The organism is Ginsengibacter hankyongi (genome assembly GCF_008710285.1).
Classification (GTDB): Bacteria; Bacteroidota; Bacteroidia; order Chitinophagales; family Chitinophagaceae; genus Ginsengibacter; species Ginsengibacter hankyongi.
On sequence record NZ_VYQF01000001.1, the window covers coordinates 1,402,916 to 1,423,401 of the forward strand.

General features: G+C 36.6%; 15 protein-coding genes. 9 read left to right on the forward strand and 6 right to left on the reverse strand.

Translation table 11 applies throughout. The annotated features are described in order from the left end of the window. Nucleotides 1–40: 40 nt before the first annotated feature. The 3 genes from scpB to FW778_RS05795 form a co-directional block, all read right to left on the reverse strand. The gene (gene scpB, locus FW778_RS05785) at nucleotides 41–721 is read right to left on the reverse strand and encodes an SMC-Scp complex subunit ScpB (protein ID WP_150413650.1); all 681 of its coding nucleotides are present in this window, start codon (nucleotides 719–721) and stop codon (nucleotides 41–43) included. Between the two features lie 74 nt (nucleotides 722–795). Further along, complete coding sequence (atpG, locus tag FW778_RS05790; protein ID WP_150413651.1) at nucleotides 796–1,677, reverse strand: ATP synthase F1 subunit gamma; 882 nt, start codon at nucleotides 1,675–1,677, stop codon at nucleotides 796–798. A 369-nt stretch (nucleotides 1,678–2,046) separates the two neighbouring features. Next, nucleotides 2,047–3,051, reverse strand: coding sequence for a helix-turn-helix domain-containing protein (locus FW778_RS05795; protein WP_150413652.1), 1,005 nt, complete (start codon nucleotides 3,049–3,051; stop codon nucleotides 2,047–2,049). A 247-nt stretch (nucleotides 3,052–3,298) separates the two neighbouring features. Between FW778_RS05795 and ccsA the strand changes: the two genes are divergently transcribed. The 3 genes from ccsA (at nucleotide 3,299) to FW778_RS05810 (ending at nucleotide 5,719) form a co-directional block, all read left to right on the forward strand. After that, a complete protein-coding gene (ccsA, locus tag FW778_RS05800; protein ID WP_150413653.1) occupies nucleotides 3,299–3,976 on the forward strand; it encodes a cytochrome c biogenesis protein CcsA in 678 nt (225 codons plus the stop codon). Next, entirely contained in the window at nucleotides 3,976–4,212 is a 237-nt protein-coding gene (locus tag FW778_RS05805) for a CcmD family protein (RefSeq protein ID WP_150413654.1), read from the forward strand. The genes ccsA and FW778_RS05805 overlap by 1 nt, the downstream gene beginning before the upstream one ends. 85 nt (nucleotides 4,213–4,297) lie before the next feature. Beyond that, entirely contained in the window at nucleotides 4,298–5,719 is a 1,422-nt protein-coding gene (locus FW778_RS05810; protein WP_150413655.1) for a Glu/Leu/Phe/Val family dehydrogenase, read from the forward strand. Between the two features lie 21 nt (nucleotides 5,720–5,740). Here FW778_RS05810 and FW778_RS05815 read toward each other — a convergent pair whose 3' ends face one another. Next, on the reverse strand, nucleotides 5,741–6,184 hold the full coding sequence (locus FW778_RS05815) for a type I restriction enzyme HsdR N-terminal domain-containing protein (RefSeq protein WP_150413656.1): 444 nt from the start codon (nucleotides 6,182–6,184) through the stop codon (nucleotides 5,741–5,743). A gap of 147 nt (nucleotides 6,185–6,331) precedes the next feature. On the opposite strand from FW778_RS05815, the gene FW778_RS05820 reads away from it, so the two are divergent. From FW778_RS05820 to FW778_RS05835, 4 genes are all read left to right on the forward strand, one after another. Continuing rightward, a complete protein-coding gene (locus FW778_RS05820; protein ID WP_150413657.1) occupies nucleotides 6,332–7,102 on the forward strand; it encodes an AMP nucleosidase in 771 nt (256 codons plus the stop codon). 81 nt (nucleotides 7,103–7,183) lie between these two features. Next, entirely contained in the window at nucleotides 7,184–8,890 is a 1,707-nt protein-coding gene (locus FW778_RS05825) for an ABC transporter ATP-binding protein (RefSeq protein WP_150413658.1), read from the forward strand. A 148-nt stretch (nucleotides 8,891–9,038) separates the two neighbouring features. Next, nucleotides 9,039–10,088, forward strand: coding sequence for a tRNA preQ1(34) S-adenosylmethionine ribosyltransferase-isomerase QueA (gene queA, locus FW778_RS05830; RefSeq protein WP_150413659.1), 1,050 nt, complete (start codon nucleotides 9,039–9,041; stop codon nucleotides 10,086–10,088). 136 nt (nucleotides 10,089–10,224) lie between these two features. Continuing rightward, a complete protein-coding gene (locus FW778_RS05835; protein WP_150413660.1) occupies nucleotides 10,225–10,692 on the forward strand; it encodes an Mpo1 family 2-hydroxy fatty acid dioxygenase in 468 nt (155 codons plus the stop codon). 1 nt (nucleotide 10,693) lies between these two features. On the opposite strand, the gene FW778_RS05840 is transcribed toward FW778_RS05835, so the two are convergent. Together FW778_RS05840 and FW778_RS05845 are read right to left on the reverse strand one after the other, a co-directional pair. Next, the gene (locus FW778_RS05840; protein ID WP_150413661.1) at nucleotides 10,694–12,013 is read right to left on the reverse strand and encodes an aspartate kinase; all 1,320 of its coding nucleotides are present in this window, start codon (nucleotides 12,011–12,013) and stop codon (nucleotides 10,694–10,696) included. A 90-nt stretch (nucleotides 12,014–12,103) separates the two neighbouring features. Then, complete coding sequence (locus FW778_RS05845; protein ID WP_150413662.1) at nucleotides 12,104–13,180, reverse strand: Ldh family oxidoreductase; 1,077 nt, start codon at nucleotides 13,178–13,180, stop codon at nucleotides 12,104–12,106. Between the two features lie 115 nt (nucleotides 13,181–13,295). Between FW778_RS05845 and FW778_RS05850 the strand changes: the two genes are divergently transcribed. Then, nucleotides 13,296–14,006 carry a YebC/PmpR family DNA-binding transcriptional regulator gene (locus FW778_RS05850; protein WP_150413663.1) on the forward strand — a complete coding sequence of 237 codons (711 nt, stop codon included), beginning with the start codon at nucleotides 13,296–13,298 and terminating at the stop codon, nucleotides 14,004–14,006. A 283-nt stretch (nucleotides 14,007–14,289) separates the two neighbouring features. After that, the gene (locus FW778_RS05855) at nucleotides 14,290–20,463 is read left to right on the forward strand and encodes an alpha-2-macroglobulin family protein (RefSeq protein WP_150413664.1); all 6,174 of its coding nucleotides are present in this window, start codon (nucleotides 14,290–14,292) and stop codon (nucleotides 20,461–20,463) included. Nucleotides 20,464–20,486: the final 23 nt, after the last annotated feature.

The following is a 20,486-nucleotide window of genomic DNA, read 5'->3' on the forward strand; positions in this document are numbered from 1 at the left end:
ATCAGCCAATGAACTAATTAAACAATTATTTTATTAATATTTATTCAGGAATGGTATCGTTGATATCCACCACTTCACTTGTTTCCTCTTCAGCCTGTAAAAATTCTTCCGGGTTTTCTTGTGAGGATATTTCAAATTGTATCTCTTCAACTTTTGTTGCTTCAATAATTTCCTGGTTAAGTACCTCTTTTATTTTGGGAAGATCTTCCGGGCTGTTAATGCCAAAATAATCCATAAAGGATTTGGAAGTAGCATATATTAAGGGCTTCCCGGGAGAGTTTTCATTTCTTCCTACAATAACAATTAAATCTTTTTCAAGCAGTTTTTGTATAGCATAATCACAATTAACGCCCCGTATTATTTCTATTTCCGACTTGGTAACGGGTTGCTTATAGGCAACAATAGAGAGCGTTTCAAGAGATGCAACTGATAATTTCTTTAGAAATCTATCCCCGTTAAGTTGGGCAATCGTTTTATGAAATTCCTTTTTAGTTAAAAACTGGAAACCGCCACCGCTTTCTACCACTTCAAAAGGATAGAATTCTGATTCATATTTTTCTTTAATGGCTTTTATCGCGGCTTCAACCTGGTCTGGCGTTGCGCGGTCTTCAATAAAACCAAGTGCATTATTTATGTGCTCCACCAATTCATTTACGGGCAAAGGTTTTTCGCTTGCAAATATCAGTGCTTCAATATGTGGGATTATTACACTTAGATCCATACCCCAAACCCGATAGGGCTATATTTTTTCAATTTAAAATTCCCAATCCCGCGCCTGCGGCGAGGGTTAGGCGTTTATCCTTGCAATGCGGCTGCGCCACTTACTATTTCAGTAAGTTCTGTTGTAATGGCAGCCTGTCTTGCCCTATTGTAGCTTATTTTTAAATTCTTTAATAGTTCTTCTGCATTTTCTGTTGCCTTGTCCATAGCAGTCATACGTGCGCCATGCTCGCTGGCGTGTGCATCTAATATGGCTTTATACAACTGTGTATTCAATATTTTAGGCATCAGTTCCCTAATCAAAATATCTTTACCCGGCTCAAAAATGAAATCTGCTTTTGCTTCGCCTTTTTTCTTTTCAGATTTTTTTACCGGTAAAAATTGTTCAACAATAAACTTTTGTGTGGCGGCATTCTTAAATTCGCTATAAACAAGTTCAACTGCGTCTACCTCTCCTTTTTCAAAGGCATCCATTGCAAATTTTGCAACAGCAGCTACATGATCAAAATTTAGTTCAGCAAAAATGTGCCAATAATTATCAATAACTTTAAATTTATTCTTGGTAAAATGCTCATATCCCTTTTTGCCTAAGGGCAACATTTCGGCATTTCCCTGTGCGGCTAAATTTGCATATTTATCTTTTATAACCTGCTTCGCAAGCTTAATAAGATTGCTGTTGTAACCTCCGCATAATCCTCTGTCGCTTGTTATTACAATCACTAAAACCTTTTGAACCGGTCTTTCCACGGCAAGTGCCATGTTCACATCCCCTTCGGCGCTGCTAACGATATTGGAAAGCATTTCCTGCAATTTTTGGGCGTAAGGCCTCATTTGTATAATTGCATCCTGCGCCCTGCGCAATTTGGCAGCGCTGACCATTTTCATAGCTTTGGTTATCTGCTGGGTGCTCTTTACACTTTGAATACGGTTCCTAACTTCTTTTAATGCGCCACTCATATTTTTTGATTATGGGGTGCAAAGTTAAGTGAATGACTGTATAAAACCATGTGCAGCTTTATAGATTAATTAGCCATTGAAAAGAACGGTAATTTTAGATAATAATCCGTCTTTAACTAAAAAGCGCAAGTTCTTTACCTATAAAAAATAATTTTGAACACCAAAAAAGCCTCCGTAGAGGAGGCCGGTTTCTTGTGCTTTGCGTAGAAAATTTATTCCAGGCAAGTGTAGTGTGTGGTCTTATCAGCTAGATAATTTAAGAAGATGGATTAGGGAACTTTATAAAATTATTGTTATGCAATGGATAATATTAGCCGTAAACGGCATGTCAATAACCGTAAAAGATTTTTTTTGGCGCGGATTGTCGTTTTAACCTATTTTATTGCACTCTCTGGGCAAATGGCCGAATTCCTTCTTAAAAGCGCTTGAAAAATTACTCAGGTTCTGATATCCTATCATTACGCCTACTTCAGATACTGAATATTTCTTCATATTGAGGAGTTCTTTGGCCTTATGCATGCGGTTTTTCTGATAGTATTCGAATAACCCCATTCCATATGCTTTTTTAAAAGCATTTTTAAGTTTAGTCTCACTCATTAATGCTATTCGTGCAAGATTTTCAATTTTAGGAAAATCGGATGTATAATTTTCAAGAAGAATCCTTTCAATTTTTGCTACACTTTGAAAGTCTTTGATCGTGAGTGTTTTTGAAAAATCTGAAAGGTTTACCCGTAGCATATTTTCAAGAAACCCTTCTAAAAGGCGTAACACACGGGTATTCGTATATAGTAAAGGAGTAAAAGATTGAGAGCCACCGGCAAAAATTTCATTTAGCAACTTTTGCTCTTTTGCATTTAATAAATCCTTGAAAACATTTTGCTTCCTGAATAATTTGTAATTAGAACTATCGGTCTCCTGTATTTTTTCTCTTAACCAGTCCGCTGACAGCTGAAGGGTTAGGCCTTTTACTTTTGTGCCTTTACTCAATTCAACTTTCTGAGAAGTAAAGCTATTCGTCATTATTACTGCGCTAAATGTACTTTCATCTTCAATAGTTATTATCTCATCATCAATTGAAATAAAAAGTCTTTCAACATTAGTGTATTTATAAAAGTAAATTATAAGAGAGAATTTACTGACCGGCTGACGGTTAAGAATAAAATCAGTATTTAGATCATAATCAACTATGCGATAAGTAAGACCTGGCTCAATATTATGAACCTTAGCAAATCCGGAAGCAAAATTTTCAGGATATTCAATTTTATTATCGTCAGGTTTTATTTTTAAATGCCGGGAAAAGCCATTAAGCCACTCAATAAGGCCAGATGGTGAGGAAGAGTAATTTAAAGGAATATAATTTTTATCAAAGTTCATTCTACAGGTAGTACAATGCAAAAGCAAAAAAACAAATTTACAAAAACCTGTCAATAAATATCTTCCATAACTCAATCGCCAGCATCACTATTTACCCATACTCGTATTTAAACAATTAAAGTCTGCACCTCCGAATTGGATCCATGTTAATTGCAATAATAATCTTCGGCCAAAACAAGAATGACAAAAGTTTTATCATAATTTTGCCGCATTCAAATGCGATTGCATAAAAGAAAATATTTTATTGATGAAATTTAAGTGGTGGAAAATATTGTGTATCCTGTTATTATTTTTCACATTTACCTGGGGATTTTTAGTACCTGTACCGATTATTGGAAACTTACACCAAAGTATACGCAATTTTTTCTTCCATGTGCCCATGTGGTTTGGTCAAATCGTTCTATTATCTCTTTCGTTAAGCTATTCCATTGCGTACCTGCGTACCCAGAATCTTAAACACGATATTTATGCAGCCGAGTTTGCAAAAACAGGAATTGTTTTTGGTATTTTGGGCCTTGCTACAGGTTCCATTTGGGCGACGTATACATGGGGAGAGCCCTGGAGCAACGATCCAAAACAAATAGCTGCAGCAATAGCAGTATTAATCTATCTCGCCTACATGGTGTTGCGTAGCTCCATGAATGATATTGATAAGAGATCCCGCATCAGTGCAGTATATAACATTTTTGCTTACTTCATTTATATACCATTAATAATGATTTTACCGAGACTTGTTCAATCACTGCATCCCGGCGGAATGGAAGGAGCGAAAGGCGGTGGTAACCCGGCTCTTGGCGGGGATAACCTTACGCCGGAAATGGAAATGGTATTCTGGCCTGCAGTTATTGGCTGGGTGTTATTAGGAATATGGATCAGCAATCTTAAAATAAGATTGAACCTGCTTATAAATAAAAATTTAATTTGATGATCAAACCGCATTTATTTAAGCGTTTAAGCCTTTCCGTTATATTCTCATTTTTAGCCTGCCTGCTATTCGCACAATCCTCCACGGGATCCACAGCAAAAGATATGGATACAATGATGAGGAGTCATGATAAAATATACGTTGTAATGGCTGTGTGTATTATCATTCTTACTGTTCTTTTTTTATACCTTATAAGAATTGACATTAAAGTTTCGAAAAAAGAAAAGATTTTATAATTCCCATTGAATAATTATAAAACTTAGAATCGATAAAAAAATAATATTTTAAGTTTGATTCATTAATAAATTCTAAAAACATTTTATGTCATCTCCAGCAGGCTATAGTTTTTTTGAAAGCGTTGAAAGAAGTTTTGACAAAGCAGCCGTTTTTACTGATTGGGACCCCGGAATTTTGGAACAAATAAAACAATGCAATAGTGTTTATCAAATGCGTTTCCCTATAAAAAGAGAAAATGGAGACATAGTAACTATTGAAGCATATAGGGTTCAACATTCACATCATAAAACCCCATGCAAAGGCGGTATTCGTTTTAGTCTTGCAGTAAACCAGGATGAAGTAATGGCGCTTGCTGCACTTATGACCTATAAATGCGCAATTGTGAACGTACCTTTTGGCGGAGCTAAGGGTGGAATAAAAATTAATCCCCGTGGATATACACCATATGAGTTGGAAAAAATTACGCGCCGCTATACTGCCGAATTAATAAAGAAAAATTTCATTGGGCCAGGGACAGATGTTCCGGCTCCCGATTACGGAACCGGCGAGAGAGAAATGGCATGGATACTCGATACATATGTTGCAATGCATCCGGGAGAGATAGACGCAGCAGGATGCGTAACGGGGAAACCTGTAACTCAGGGCGGTGTAAGAGGAAGAAAAGAGGCCACCGGCCTCGGTGTATTTTATGGACTCAGCGAAGTATGTAATATGCCTTCAGTTATGGCTAAACTGGATTTGCCTATAGGAGTAAAAGGAAAACGCGTATGTGTGCAGGGGTTAGGCAATGTAGGTTATCATACAGCCTTGTTTTTTCAACAGGCGGGAGCCATAATTGTTGGCCTTGCAGAATACGAAGGCTCCATTTGGAATAATGATGGACTTGATGTGAACAAGGTTTTGACTCATCGTACAAAAACCGGTTCGATTCTCGATTTTCCGGGCTCTCAAAATTTTACGAAGAATACTGAAGCACTTGAAATGGAATGCGACATATTAATTCCTGCTGCGTTAGAAAATGTTATTAATGGTGAGAATGCCGCAAGAATAAAAGCGAAAATAATTGGAGAAGCAGCTAACGGTCCTCTCACTCCCGAAGCCGATGAAATTCTAAATTTGAAAGGAATTCTGGTTGTGCCTGACATGTACCTGAATGCCGGTGGTGTTACCGTTAGTTATTTTGAATGGCTTAAGAATTTGAGCCATGTCCGTTACGGTAGGCTTGAAAAAAGATTTACTGAAAATATGAATCATCATATACTTGGCCAACTTGAAGAACTAACGGGTAAAACGGTTACTTCGTTAGAAAGAGATTTTATTATGCATGGTGCAGATGAAATAGACCTTGTAAGAAGCGGGCTGGAAGAAACAATGATAACTGCAACCCGGGAAATTGTTGATATCTGGCAGAAAACTCCTGCTATCCCTGACATGCGAACAGCGGCTTATGTTTGTGCCATTAATAAAGTGGCAACATCTTACGCCGAATTAGGAATTTTCCCATAGATCGTTTACAGTTTTTAAATTTTAAGGTTCAATTTCATAATCAGGAAATTCATTTATTTGAAAAAACTGGCTACCAGTTTTTTCAAATCCAAGGCAGTAGCTCCCATTTGTTATTATCAAATATTTAGCAGGCAGTGTAATATGATACCTGAGAACCTGGTTTAATGTCTTGTCAGAAAGAGCCACCTTCATTTCTTTGCATTCAATTATCATGAATGGCTTAGCACTTCTACTATAGATAACAATATCGCAACGTTTTGATAATTCTCCCAGTTTGATTTCTTTTTCAACTGCTATTAATGATGCAGGATATTTTTTAGCTAACAGGTAATGTATCATGTTTTGGCGTACCCATTCTTCCGGGGTAAATTGCAACCATTTTTTTCTTATTACATCAAAAACTTCGTTTAGCCCTTCCCGTTGCCTTAATGTAACCCGTTGTTTTGGAAATTCAATTTTTATCATGCTGAGTTTTCGTTTCCTGCAAAATGATTACCGGTTTACCTGTAATCACCCGACGGAAATTGGCAAATTATATTTACAAATCTAAATCATCAATCTAAAATTGTATTTTTATTAATAGCAATAAACAACAAGCGGATTAAAAGAAATATGAAGACAAAAAAAGAAATTGTAAACAACTGGCTTCCCAGGTATACCGGCGAAAAACTGGAAAATTTTGGGGAATATATTCTTCTTACCAACTTTAGCAACTATGTAAAAATGTTTGCCGATATACATAAAGTAAAAATTGTAGGCACAGATAAGGCAATGCAATGCGCAACTGCAGACGATATTACCATTATTAATTTTGGCATGGGAAGCCCGGGTGCTGCTACTATTATGGATTTACTAAGTGCCATTAATCCCAAAGCAGTTTTATTTTTAGGCAAATGTGGCGGGTTAAAAAAGAGAAATAAAATAGGCGATCTCATTTTGCCGATTGCCGCGATAAGAGGAGAAGGAACCTCCAACGATTATTTTCCACCTGAAGTTCCGGCACTTCCGGCCTTTGCTTTGCAAAAGGCAATTTCAACAACTATTCGTGATCATGCTTTCGACTACTGGACCGGTACCGTTTATACCACTAACCGGAGAGTTTGGGAGCATGATGACGAACTTAAAGCCTACCTGGAAAAAATAAGGGCCTACGCTATTGACATGGAAACTGCAACCATTTTCACTGTTGGATTTTTTAATAAAATTCCAACTGGCGCCTTATTATTAGTTAGTGATTCGCCAATGGTTCCGGAGGGTGTGAAAACTGTAGAAAGTGATGCAAGTGTTACCGCACAATTTGTGGAACGACATTTAAAAATTGGAATTGATTCTCTGAAACAATTAATTAATGACGGCCTTACTGTGCGACACTTAAAGTTTTAATTATTCAGTATTTTTTTCAACATCCATTTCGCAGAATATTATTTCTTTAAAAGTTTAAAGTCTTGTGTATAATTTACTTTAATGACTTACCCACTTCTTGAGATAAAAAATTTAAGTATTGATTTTGTCACCGGCAATGAAAGCTTTTCCGCAGTAAAAAATATATCGTTTACTCTAAATAAAGGTGAAACTATTGCAATTGTTGGTGAATCAGGTTCAGGCAAGACCGTTAGTTCTTTATCCATATTACAGCTGCTGCCGTCCCCACCGGCTCAATATAAAAATGGAGCAATTCTTTTTTCAGAAGATGATAGGCAAGTTAATCTGCTTGACCTTGACGAAAAATATCTGCGAAAAATAAGAGGCAATAAAATTTCCATGATTTTCCAGGAACCAATGACGTCGCTCAACCCTGTTCAAACATGTGGCGGCCAGGTTATGGAAGCATTAATGCTACACGAACAGCTAAAACCAGGCGAAGCAAAGACTAGAACCATTGAACTTTTTAACCAGGTTAAATTACCAGATCCTGCGGGTATGCTTCATCGTTATCCTCATCAAATAAGTGGCGGGCAAAAGCAAAGAGTAATGATTGCTATGGCAATGAGTTGTAATCCTTCGGTACTTATTGCTGATGAACCAACCACTGCACTGGACGTAACTGTTCAAAAAACAATTTTACAACTTATTAAAGAGTTGCAGCAAAAGCACCAAATGGGTGTAATCTATATTACTCATGATCTTGCGCTTGTTTCTGAAATTGCAGATATGGTAATTGTAATGTATAAGGGAGAAATTGTTGAAACCAATACTACAAAAGAAATTTTTACAAACCCTAAACATCCCTATACAAAGGCATTAATAAATTGCAGGCCGTCCCCCGCCTCAAAAGGAAAAAGGCTTCCTGTCATAAGTGATTTCCTAAGTGAGTCATTTAAGCCGGATCAATTAAAAATAATTCATAAAGAAAATAAAAAGGAAGATTTTGAACCTGCAACCGACCTTTTGAAAGTTGAAAACCTTAAAGTCTATTTCCCGGTAAAAAAAAGTTTTACAGGTAAAATTCTTAAGGAATTTAAAGCCGTTGACGATGTTAGTTTTTCAATAAGAAAAGGGGAAATATTAGGATTGGTTGGCGAAAGCGGCTGCGGAAAAACTACTTTAGGAAGAGCATTAATAAGATTGATTGAACCGACATCAGGCAATATTTTTCTCAATAAAAAAAATATAGCGCACATACCTAAAGATGAACTAAGAAGGATGAGAAAAGATATTCAAATCATTTTCCAGGATCCGTATGGCTCACTGAATCCACGTATTACAATCGGTCAGGCCATTAATGAGCCGATGAAAATTCATGATATACTGCCAACTGAAAAACAACGCAAAGAAAAAATTATGGATCTGCTTAAAAAAGTGGATTTAAAGCCGGAGCACTTTAACCGTTATCCGCATGAATTCAGTGGCGGCCAGCGCCAACGCATTTGTATTGCAAGAGCTCTTGGCCTTAACCCTGAATTTATTATTTGTGATGAAAGTGTTTCAGCTCTTGACGTAAGTGTACAGGCCCAGGTGCTTAATTTATTAAATGACCTGAAAGAAGAACTTGGCTTTACCTGCATTTTTATTTCTCATGATCTTGGCGTGGTACATTATATAAGTAACCGGATTATGGTTATGAATAAAGGAAAGATTGAGGAAATTGGAGAGGCCGATGCAATATATTACCATCCTAAAAATGTGTATACCAAAAATTTAATTGCCTCGGTTCCCAAATTAAATTTTTAAAAATTAATTTCTATTTTATAAAAAAGTACTACCTTTGCGCACTTAAAAAATCATGCCGTAACATGATAAGTGGCCAGAATAAATTGGCACGTATCTCTGTAACAACAGTAATGGCATGTGACAATTAACTTTAAAATAATAATTGCACATGAAACTTAGTCAATTCAAATTTGACCTTCCTTTAAATCTTATTGCGCAAAATCCTACTAAACGAAGAGAAGATAGCAGGATGATGGTGATTGAAAGAAAAACAGGAAAAATTGAAAATAAACATTTCAGAGACATCCTGGATTATTTTGATGATAAAGATGTTTTTGTCGTAAACAACACGAAAGTTTTCCCCGCCCGCATGTACGGCCGTAAAGAAAAAACCGGCGCAAAAATCGAAGTCTTTCTTTTGAGAGAATTACATAAGCAGAACCGCCTATGGGATGTAATAGTTGATCCTGCAAGAAAAATCCGCGTTGGTAATAAATTATATTTTGGCGAAAGTGATGAACTGGTAGCAGAAGTAATTGACAATACTACCAGCCGCGGAAGAACGATACGTTTTTTATGGGATGGACCTGAGGATGAATTTAGAAAAATGCTCTATTTCATGGGTGAAACTCCTTTGCCGAAATACATCAAGCGTAAACCTGATGAAGAAGATAAAGAAAGGTACCAAACAGTTTATGCAAAGCATGAAGGAGCTGTAGCAGCGCCAACAGCCGGGCTTCATTTTAGCCCCGAGCTGATTAAACGCCTGGAAATAAAAGGGGTTCGTTTTGCCGAAGTTACCTTACATACAGGCTTAGGAACTTTCCGCCCCATTGAAGTGGAAGACCTAAGTAAGCATAAAATGGATGCGGAATATTATAACATAGACGAAGAAGCGTGCCGCATTGTGAACAAAGCAAAAGAAACCGGCAAGAGAATTTGTTCAATTGGAACTACAACAATGCGTGCTATGGAAACCTCTTTCACTGCACAAAAATTATTAAAGCCTTCTGAAGGATGGACAAACCATTTTATTCATCCTCCCTATACATTTAATATTGCAGATTCGTTAGTTACAAATTTTCATTTGCCTAAAACAAGCCTGCTCATTATGACATGCGCTTTTGCAGGTTATGATCTTATAATGGATGCTTACAAAAAAGCTATAAAAGATAAATACCGCTTCTTCAGTTATGGTGATGCGATGCTAATAATTTAGGTTCGTTATTATCTTTACATTTTTAAAAAGCTTTCTGCAAAAACAGGAAGCTTTTTATATGCAAAAAATTAAATTGAATTTTTGCCGGATTATCGCAATTCATCTTTTTGAAATAAATTAGAGGAAACGATTTGCAATGAGAACAATTCATCAATGGCTGAATGAATATGGTGAAAGCCATACCAATGAAACCAATAAATTGATTCACTGGATATGTGTACCTGCAATTTTTTTCTCCATAACAGGTTTGTTGTATTGCATTAAACTCCCTTTATTTATCAGGGAAGGTTTGCAACTGAATGTTGCAATGATTGTACTATTATTAACTACAATTTACTATTTATCCCTTTCAATTAAGATTGGTATCGGCATGTTATTATTTGGTATTTTTTGCCTTGGATTATGTTATGCAGTTGAAACATTTTTGCCTTTTTCTTTATGGCTTTTCTGTATTATAATTTTTGTCCTCGCCTGGATTGGCCAATTCTATGGCCATAAAGTTGAAGGCAAAAAACCTTCTTTTTTTAAAGACATTCAGTTTTTATTGATAGGCCCGATGTGGCTGATGAGCTTTGTGTATAGAAAACTCGGGATATCTTTTTGATTTACATATCAAACAACCCTTTATTCAAAAGCTGTAATGTTTTTTCTTTATGCTCTCGTGAAATAAGAATTGAAATATTATGCTGACTACCGCCATAACTTACCATCCGGACAGGAATGCCAGATAATGTTGTAAATATCTTTGCAATCACATCTTTTGTTTGTGTGATCTGATTACCAACGATAGAAACGATTGTCTGGTCTGCATCAACTTCTACTGTTCCAAACAATTCCAGTTCTTTAATAATCTCACTTAAATATGCATCGTTATCAATAGTAAGAGAGACCGCAACTTCAGAAGTTGTTACCATGTCAATTGGAGTTTGATATTTCTCAAATACTTCAAAAACTTTCCGGAGAAAACCATAAGCCAACAACATTCTGCTGCTTTTAATTTTTATTGCAGTAATAAAATCTTTCGCTGCAATTGCTTTCACACCAACACTTCCGGCTTCACTTTCTATTAAAGTTCCCGGTGCTTCCGGCTGCATTGTGTTTAGTAATTTAACGGGAAAATTAAAATATTGGGCTGGCCATATACTTGCAGGATGTAAAATTTTAGCGCCAAAATAAGCAAGCTCGGCAGCTTCATCAAAACTCAGGCGGCTGATAGGTTTTGTGTTTTTAACAATCCTTGGATCGTTATTATGCATGCCATCAATATCAGTCCAGATTTCACAAACCGATGCGCCAATAGCTCCTGCAATTAAGGAGGCAGAATAATCACTCCCCCCTCTTTTAAGATTATCAACTTCGCCTTTTGCGTTGCGGCAAATGTAACCTTGCGTAATAAAAAGTGTATGGTCTTTATGCTTTTGCAGAATCTGAGACAGCTTCACCTTAATACTGCCTACCTGCGGCTCAGCGCTGGAATCTATCGTCATGAAATCAAGAGCCGGTAATAATACATGCTTTATATTTTTTTCTTCAAGGCAAATGCTAAAAAGCTTTGTGCTTAGTAATTCCCCCTGTGCCAGAATATCTTTATTTAAAGCTTCACTGAAAGAAATTTTCAATATAATATTCAGGAATTCAAAATGCTCTGCTAAAACTGATTTTGCTTTATTGTAGGTGTCCTCTTTTTTTACAAGCTGAAGAATAAAATTCTGATAATGCTGTTCCAAGGCATCAATGCGTTGCTTGGCTGCTACCCTGTCGCCTTTAGCAAGGCTATTACTTATTTCTGTAAGTGAATTGGTGGTGCCGCTTAATGCACTCAAGACTACAACTTTTGGTTCGGTGTCTTTGGTGATTAGCTTCGCGATCTCAAACATTCTTTCAGGCTTTCCAACACTGGTGCCTCCAAACTTCATTACTTTCATTTCCTTTGCCCGGAATTTTTATTGAACCGGGTTGCAAATGTACTATTTACCAACAATTTTTTACAGCAATCATTGGCGGCGGCTCATTTTTTACAATTCCATTCCAAATTTATTACCAACCCTTTTCAAATCTTCAACAACGGATTCTAATAAAGGAATGCCATTTTTTCTTCTTTCGTTTTCAAATTCAACTTCAGGTTCACCGGGAATAATTACCTTCTTTTGCCCTTCAACAGTCTTTGAGGAACTGAATGCCCTAATCCATTTATCCATGTGCAATTTGAATTCTTCAGCCGGGCGAAAAGCATCAATGCGCATGGCACCAAAAAAATGGCCAATCCCTTCTCCGGGCATATTTTCAGGCATGGGAACATAAGCAGGAAAAGGAGGAACCCATGGACCATAATTTGCCCCGCTTAACACTGCGGAAAAAATATCAACGATAGAACCCAAGGCATAGCCTTTATGGCTTCCATGTTCCTTATCGCCGCCCAGTGGTAATAATGCACCGCCATTTTTAAGTTCGCTTGCATTTGTAGATGGCTCACCGGTTTTCGTTTGTACCCAACCGCTAGGAACGTCTTCATTTTTGCGCTGCGATATTTCCAGTTTTCCGTTAGCCGCTGTTGTTGTTGCAAAGTCAGCTACAAAAGGTTGTTCATTTCCTGCAGGTATTGCAACTGCAATTGGATTAGTTCCCAGCATTCGTTCCGTAGAAAATGTTGGTGCAACTAAAGCCGACGCATTAGTCATGGCAATACCAATCATGTCACTTTTTAATGCCATCATCGCATGTGAGCCTGCTATGCCAAAGTGATTGCTGTTCTTTACGCTCACCCAGCCTGTACCAACATTTTTTGCTTTATCAATGGCCACCTGCATGGCAAACGGGGCCACCACCAAGCCTAACCCCGCATCGCCATCAACAACAGCAGTTGAAGGTGTTTCATGAACAATTTTTATTTGAGGCACAGTATTAATTCTTTTGGCTTCCCATAAACGAACATAACCTGAAAGCCTTGCCACACCATGACTATCAACGCCTCGGAGATCCGCAATTAGTAAAGAATCAGCAGCAATTGTCGCGTCTTCATTGCTGCACCCAATTTTTAAAAATATATTTTGCGCAAAAGAATGTAAAGTTGAATAACTATAAATTTTATACATGTGACAAAAGTAAATGATATGATTTTAGATTTTAAATTTAAGGCTTTAGATTTGCGCAAATTGTGATGCAGAGATTATTTAGTATTTGCAAATTGACAATTGATTATTATTTATTATGGGAAGAATATTTGAAGTAAGAAAATCGACCATGTTTGCCCGTTGGGATAAAATGGCGAAGCAATTCACACGCATCGGGAAGGAAATAGATATTGCTGTAAAACAAGGTGGGCCTGACCCTAATAATAATTCTGCTTTGCGGCGCTGCATTATAAATGCCAAAGCGGTGAACATGCCCAAAGATCGTGTGGAAGCGGCAATAAAACGTGCGATGGGTAAAGACAAAACCGACTACCATGAAATGTTGTATGAGGGATATGCGCCGCATGGAGTTGCGTTGCTTGTGGAAACTGCAACTGATAATCCTACACGTACCGTTGCTAATGTAAGGATGCATTTTAATAAAGCGCATGGCTCGCTTGGCACAAGCGGAAGCGTTGCTTTTACGTTTAACCATGTGGGTGAGTTTAAAATAAAAAATAACAAGCTCGATATTGAAGAACTCGAACTGGAACTAATTGATTTTGGCCTGGAAGAAATTGGCGAGGATATTGAAGGAAATATAGTTATCCGCACGCCTTTCAATGAATTCGGGCACATGAGTAAAGCATTGGAAGATAAAGGAATTGAAGTTATAACGGCAGAGCTTACCCGAATTCCTGTGAACACCATTGAACTTTCCGAAGACCAGGCCAACGAAGTTTTAAAGCTTGTAGATAACCTGGAGCAGGATGATGATGTACAAAAGGTATATCACAATCTTAAATAAAGCTTGCAACATAATAAAAAACCGCCCCAATCCAATTGGCGGCGGCTCTATTTTTGATTATGGCCCCAAATTATTAAATCCACTATTGTTTATTTTTCTTTGTCGGAATTACTTCCGCTATAAAAAACCTAAGGTGAGACTTCATTATGTTTCCATAGTTTAATACTCACAAAAAAAATTTATAAATTTTTTTGAATTATGAATTTTTAAGGGAATCTGCATCTAACTAAGTGGTAATACAACCAGTTGGTATAGTTTTCTATCTTTAAATAAATTCATTTACATGCATTTTAAAAATTATTTAATCCGTGGCCTATCGCTTGTCGTCATTGTCTCTTTTGGTTTTTCAGCTTTATATGCTCAACAACCGTCAGGCAATTATGCAAGTCAATGGAAAAAAATTGATGACCTTGTAGGCAAAGGACTTACTAAATCTGCATTGGCAGAAGTTAATAAGATATACAGTCTCTCTAAAAAAGCCAGTAATGAACCCCAGGTTATAAAAGCCCTGCTATATAAAATAACACTGCAACAAAATATTGAAGAAGATGCCACAGTAAAAAGTATTGATACTTTTGAGCTTGAAATTGCTTCATCTAAAGAACCCGCCAGGTCTATATTAGAAAGTATTACAGCAGAAATGTATTGGAATTTTTTTCAGCAACAAAGATGGAAGATTTACAACAGAACCAAAACACAGGGTTTTAAAAAAGACGATATTTTAACATGGACCGCCAATGATTTTCATGAAAAAATAGCCAAGCTCTACCAGGCATCAATTAAAGAAGAAAAACTTTTACAGCAAACAACATTAGAGCCTTTTGATGCGATAATTATAAAAGGCAATGCCCGATATTCAAGGCCTACACTCTACGATCTCCTGGCACACCGTGCTTTGGATTATTTTAAAAGTGATGAGAACAATATTACCAGGCCGGCCTACGCTTTTGAAATAAAAGATGAAAAAGCTTTTGCACCGGCATCAGAGTTTGTAATGCACAAATTTGAAAATAAAGATTCTGCTTCCCTGCACTTTAAGGCGTTACTTATTTTCCAGCACCTATTATCTTTTCATGCAAGTGATTCCAAGCCCGATGCCTTAATTGATGCAGATATTGAACGCATCAATTTTGTTAAGCAATATGGAATAATGAACAATAAAGATGAATTGTACATTGTGGCTTTACAAAATATTTCAAACACATTTTCAAATAATGCAGCAAGTGCGCAGGCAGGTTATTTAATTGCCCAACAAATTTTTGAAAAAGCAAATGCTAATCAAAAAAATACCGATACTTCCCGTTACACAGTTAAGAAAGCAAAACAAATTGCTGAAGCTATAGCCAATAAATTTCCCGGCAGCGAAGGCGGTATCAATGCAAAAAATTTACTAAACCAAATTTTGCATAAAGATGTAAGTCTTACTTCTGAAAAAGTAAATATTCCCAGCGAACCTTTTAGAACGTTGGTCACTTATAAAAATTTCTCTTCTCTTAACTTCAGGATAATCGAGATGACTCCGAAGTTTAAAAAGCTCATTGAAAGAAATGACGATAACGATCAGCTTTGGAAAAAACTTACTACACAAACATTTATACGAAGCTGGAAGCAGAACCTACTAGCAACAGATGATTACCTGAGTCATTCTGTTGAAATAAAAGTAGATGGTTTACCTGTGGGCCAGTATGCTTTACTGGCAAGCGTCGCGGGAGATTTTGATTTGGATAAAAATCCATTGGCGGTTCAATATTTTCATGTATCGAACATTAGTTATATTAATAACGGACTTGAATATTTTATCCTGGATCGTAAAACAGGTCAGCCTTTAGACGGCGCAAAAGTGCAGGTATGGAAGCAGAAATATGATTATAGCACTCAAAAAAACACGGTGGAAAGAAAAGAGTTTTTAACTGCTGACGAACACGGCTACCTAAAAATTTCAGGAAACAAAAAAGATGAGAACAACTCATTTCGATTGGAAATATTTTACCAGAAAGATCATTTGTTTTTAGATGAATACCAATACAGCTATAATTATGATAATGAGACAGATGACGATTATGATAATCAACAAGAATATGATGAAGACAAAGCGAAAATATTTTTATTCACTGACAGAAGCATTTATCGCCCCGGGCAATTGGTTTATTTTAAAGGCATCGGTGTAACCCAGGATTATAAAACCAAAAAGAATAAACTTTTACAAAACAAAGATTCTATAAAAATATATTTGAACGATGCTAATTCACAAAAGGTAGATTCATTAAAACTTTTATTGAATGAATACGGCTCTTTCAATGGAAAATTCCATTTGCCGGAAAACAAACTCAACGGGGAATTCAGTATTGAAGTTGATGATTATGAAAATTCATCAATTGATTTTTCTGTTGAAGAATATAAGCGGCCAAAATTTTATACAGAATTTGAAAAAGTAAAAGGCACCTATCGTGTAGGCGATTCAGTTAGTATAACCGGATTTGCCAAAGCTTATGCCGGAAATAATATTGATGACGCTAATGTAACGTATCGTGTAACAAGAGTTGCACGGTTTTTATATCCCTGGATGTTCTGGCGTTGGCCTCAACCCGTATCACAACCTTTGGAAATTACCAACGGTGAAACAACAACAGATGCTAATGGAAAATTCACATTAAATTTTGCGGCTATTCCGGATTTAAGTATTGATAAAAATACTGATCCTGTTTTTGATTATAAGGTGGAAGCGAATGTAACCGATATTAATGGCGAAACAAGAAGTACTAATGCAATTGTTCCAGCTGGATACAAAGCCTTGAATCTGCAGCTTACATTACCATCGGAAGATGCAATACCTGTTGATAGCCTGAAATACATTTTTGTAAGCACAAAAAATTTAAGCGGCGAATTTGAACCTTCGAAAGTTGAAGTAAAGATTTATAAACTTCAGCCACCGCAAAGACTTATCCGCAGCCGCTATTGGCCGCAACCTGATGAATTTATTATGACCAGGGAAGAGTTCTTAAAATATTTCCCTAACGATGAATACCAGGATGAAAATAAAAAAGAAAGCTGGCCAAAAGGTGAAATGGTTTTCTCAAAAACAGATAGCACCAAGCCAATAGGCAATTGGCAATTGGCAGATGCTAAATTTTCTCAGGGTTGGTATGTAGCTGAAGCCACATCAAAAGATAAATATGGACAGGATGTAAAAGATGTAAAATATTTTCAATTGTACGATATGAACGCGGCATCATTGCCTGCACCTTCATACGCATGGAACACAACAATAAAAAATGTGGTTGAACCGGGCGAGAACGCAGAATTTATTTCAGGAACTTCTGCCAAGGATGTTTTCGTCATTCAACAAATTGATAAAGAACAAACAGGCAAAGGGCAAAAGCCAATAGGCAATTATGAATTTTATTCTCTTAGTAATGAAAAGAAGAATTTTGGATTTAAAGCCGCTGAAGATGATCGCGGAGGCTTTGGTGTTTCGCAATTCTTTGTAAAAGACAATCGTATTTATTTTAGATGCTTCAATATTTTAGTTCCATGGAGTAATAAAGATTTGAATATTTCTTTTGATACCTATCGTGATAAAACATTACCCGGCAGTGAAGAAAAATGGAAAGTAAAAATTAGCGGCCATAAGGGACAGAAAGTTGCAGCGGAAATGCTGGCAAGTATGTATGATGCATCACTTGACCAGTTTAAACCGCACAGTTGGAATGCTTTGAATATATGGCCTACACACTATGGCTATCAAAGTTGGAACGGTTCTCAAAATTTTAGTTCAGTTCAATCAACGGAAAAATATTGGAATGAAAAATATATTGAGCAGACCGGAAAAAGCTATGATGCATTGAATTATATTCCTGTTAATAATTATTTGCAAGGAAAAGTTTCAGGTATTCGAATAAGAGGGAATGCAATTGCATATGATAAAGCAGCTGCCCCAGCAGAAATGAATAAAGCAGATTTAAGTGGAGTTCTTGTTACCGGATATGGTTTAAAAAAAATAGGGGAAACAAAAGAATTAATGAGTGCCACTGTAAATATTAAGAATGATAAAAATTCCGAGAACTTAGATCAATCTCAAATTCAAATCCGAAAAAATTTCAACGAAACAGCTTTCTTCTATCCTGAACTTAGAACCGATAAAGATGGCAATATTGAATTCAGTTTTACCATGCCTGAAGCATTGACCCAATGGAAACTGATGACATTGGCACATACGAAAGACCTTGCGACCGGTTATGCAGAAAACACGATCGTTACACAAAAAGATTTAATGGTGCAACCCAATGCACCAAGGTTTTTAAGAGAAGGTGACCACATGGAATTCACAGCAAAAATTGTAAACCTTGGCGATAAAGAAGTAAGCGGGCAGGCAGAGCTTCATTTATTAAATGCATCCACGATGAACCCCGTTGATGAGTGGTTTAAAAATAATATCCCTGCACAAAATTTTACAGCGAAAGCAGGGCAAAGCACTTTGGTAAAATTTAACATTGAAATCCCCGCAAATTTTAATGACGCTGTGGTATATAGAATTGTTGCAAAAGCAGGCGACGTAAGTGATGGTGAAGAACTCGCCATTCCTGTTGTAACCAACCGAATGTTGGTAACGGAAACTATGCCCTTACCCATGAGAGGCGATGGAGCAAAAGATTTTAAATTTGAAAAATTAATTAATTCCAAATCTTCGTCTACACTAAGCAGTTATGGCTTAACAATAGAATATACAACCAATCCTGCATGGTATGCCATACAGGCTTTGCCTTATTTAATGGAATATCCTTATGAATGTGCAGAGCAAACCTTTAACCGTTACTATGCCAATGCAATTGCAACAAAAATTGTAAACTCATCACCCAAAATAAAAGCCATTTTTGAAAAATGGAAAACAACAGACACAACTGCTTTGCTAAGCAATCTTCAAAAAAATGAAGAATTAAAATCAGTGTTGCTCGAAGAAACCCCTTGGGTATTGCAAGCACAAAATGAACAAAAGCAGAAGAAAAATATTGCTTTGCTTTTTGATATGGTTAAAATGAGTCTCCAACTAGAATCAGCACTGCAAAAATTAAGTGAAATGCAATCATCCAATGGTGGATTTGTTTGGTTCAAAGGCGGGCCTGATAACCGTTATATGACACAATACATCGTAACAGGAATCGGGCATCTTAAAAAATTGAATGCCTATCCTTCTTTCCAGCAGAATGAATTAAAAACCATTTTGGATAAAGCAATTCCGTACTTAGATAAAATGCTGAAGAAAGATTATGATGATTTGATAAAATCCAAATCAAACCTTAAAGGAAATCATCTTTCAACAATAGCGATTCAATATTTATATATGCGAAGTTTCTTCCCCGAATATTCAATTGCAAAAGAAACACAAACTGCGTTTAACTATTACCGTAAGCAATCTAAAAAATACTGGCTCAACCAAAGTAAATATATGCAGGCAATGATCGCTTTATCTATTAACAGAACAAACGATAACGCAATAGCAAAGAACATTATTAAATCATTAAAAGAAAATTCAATTGATAATGAAGAGTTGGGAATGTATTGGAAAGACTGGAACAATGGCGGCTATTGGTGGTACCAGGCCCCGATAGAATCCCAGTCAATGATGATAGAAGCATTTTCTGAAATTGAAAAAGATCCAAAAACAATTGACGATCTTAAAACATGGTTATTAAAAAATAAACAAACCAATAACTGGAAAACTACCAAAGCCACAGCAGAGGCCTGCTACGCTTTTTTATTACAGGGAACAGACTGGCTTTCGCAGGAAAAAATCGTTAGCATAAAACTCGGCAATACTATCATCAATAATAAAAATGAAAAACAGGAAGCCGGAACCGGTTATTTTAAAAGAAAGATCGATGGTGATAAAGTAAATCCTGAAATGGGAAATATATCAGTAACCGTCTCTTCACCAGTTAACCAATCAACCAATGAACCAATTAACCAGTCTGCTTCATGGGGTTCTGTCTATTGGCAATATTTTGAAAATCTTGATAAAATTACTTTTTCAGAAACGCCGTTAAAACTTTCTAAAAAATTATTTATTGAAAAAAATTCTGTTAAAGGCCCTGGGCTTGTGCCTGTTAATGATGGAGATAAAATTCGTATCGGCGATAAAATAAAAGTACGCATTGAACTTCGTGTAGATCGTGATATGGAATACGTTCACATGAAAGATATGAGGGCATCCTGCATGGAACCAACTAATGTTATAAGCGCATATAAATACCAGGATGGTTTGGGCTATTATGAAACAACAAAAGACGTAAGCACTAATTTTTTCTTCGGTTATTTAAACAAGGGCACTTACGTTTTCGAATACCCGATGTTTGTAACACATAGCGGAAATTTCAGCAATGGCATTACAACCATTCAATCTATGTATGCGCCGGAATTTACTGCGCATAGCGAGGGAGTAAGGGTGAGTGTTGGTGAGTAAAGAACTGCAAACGAGGAAGGTTT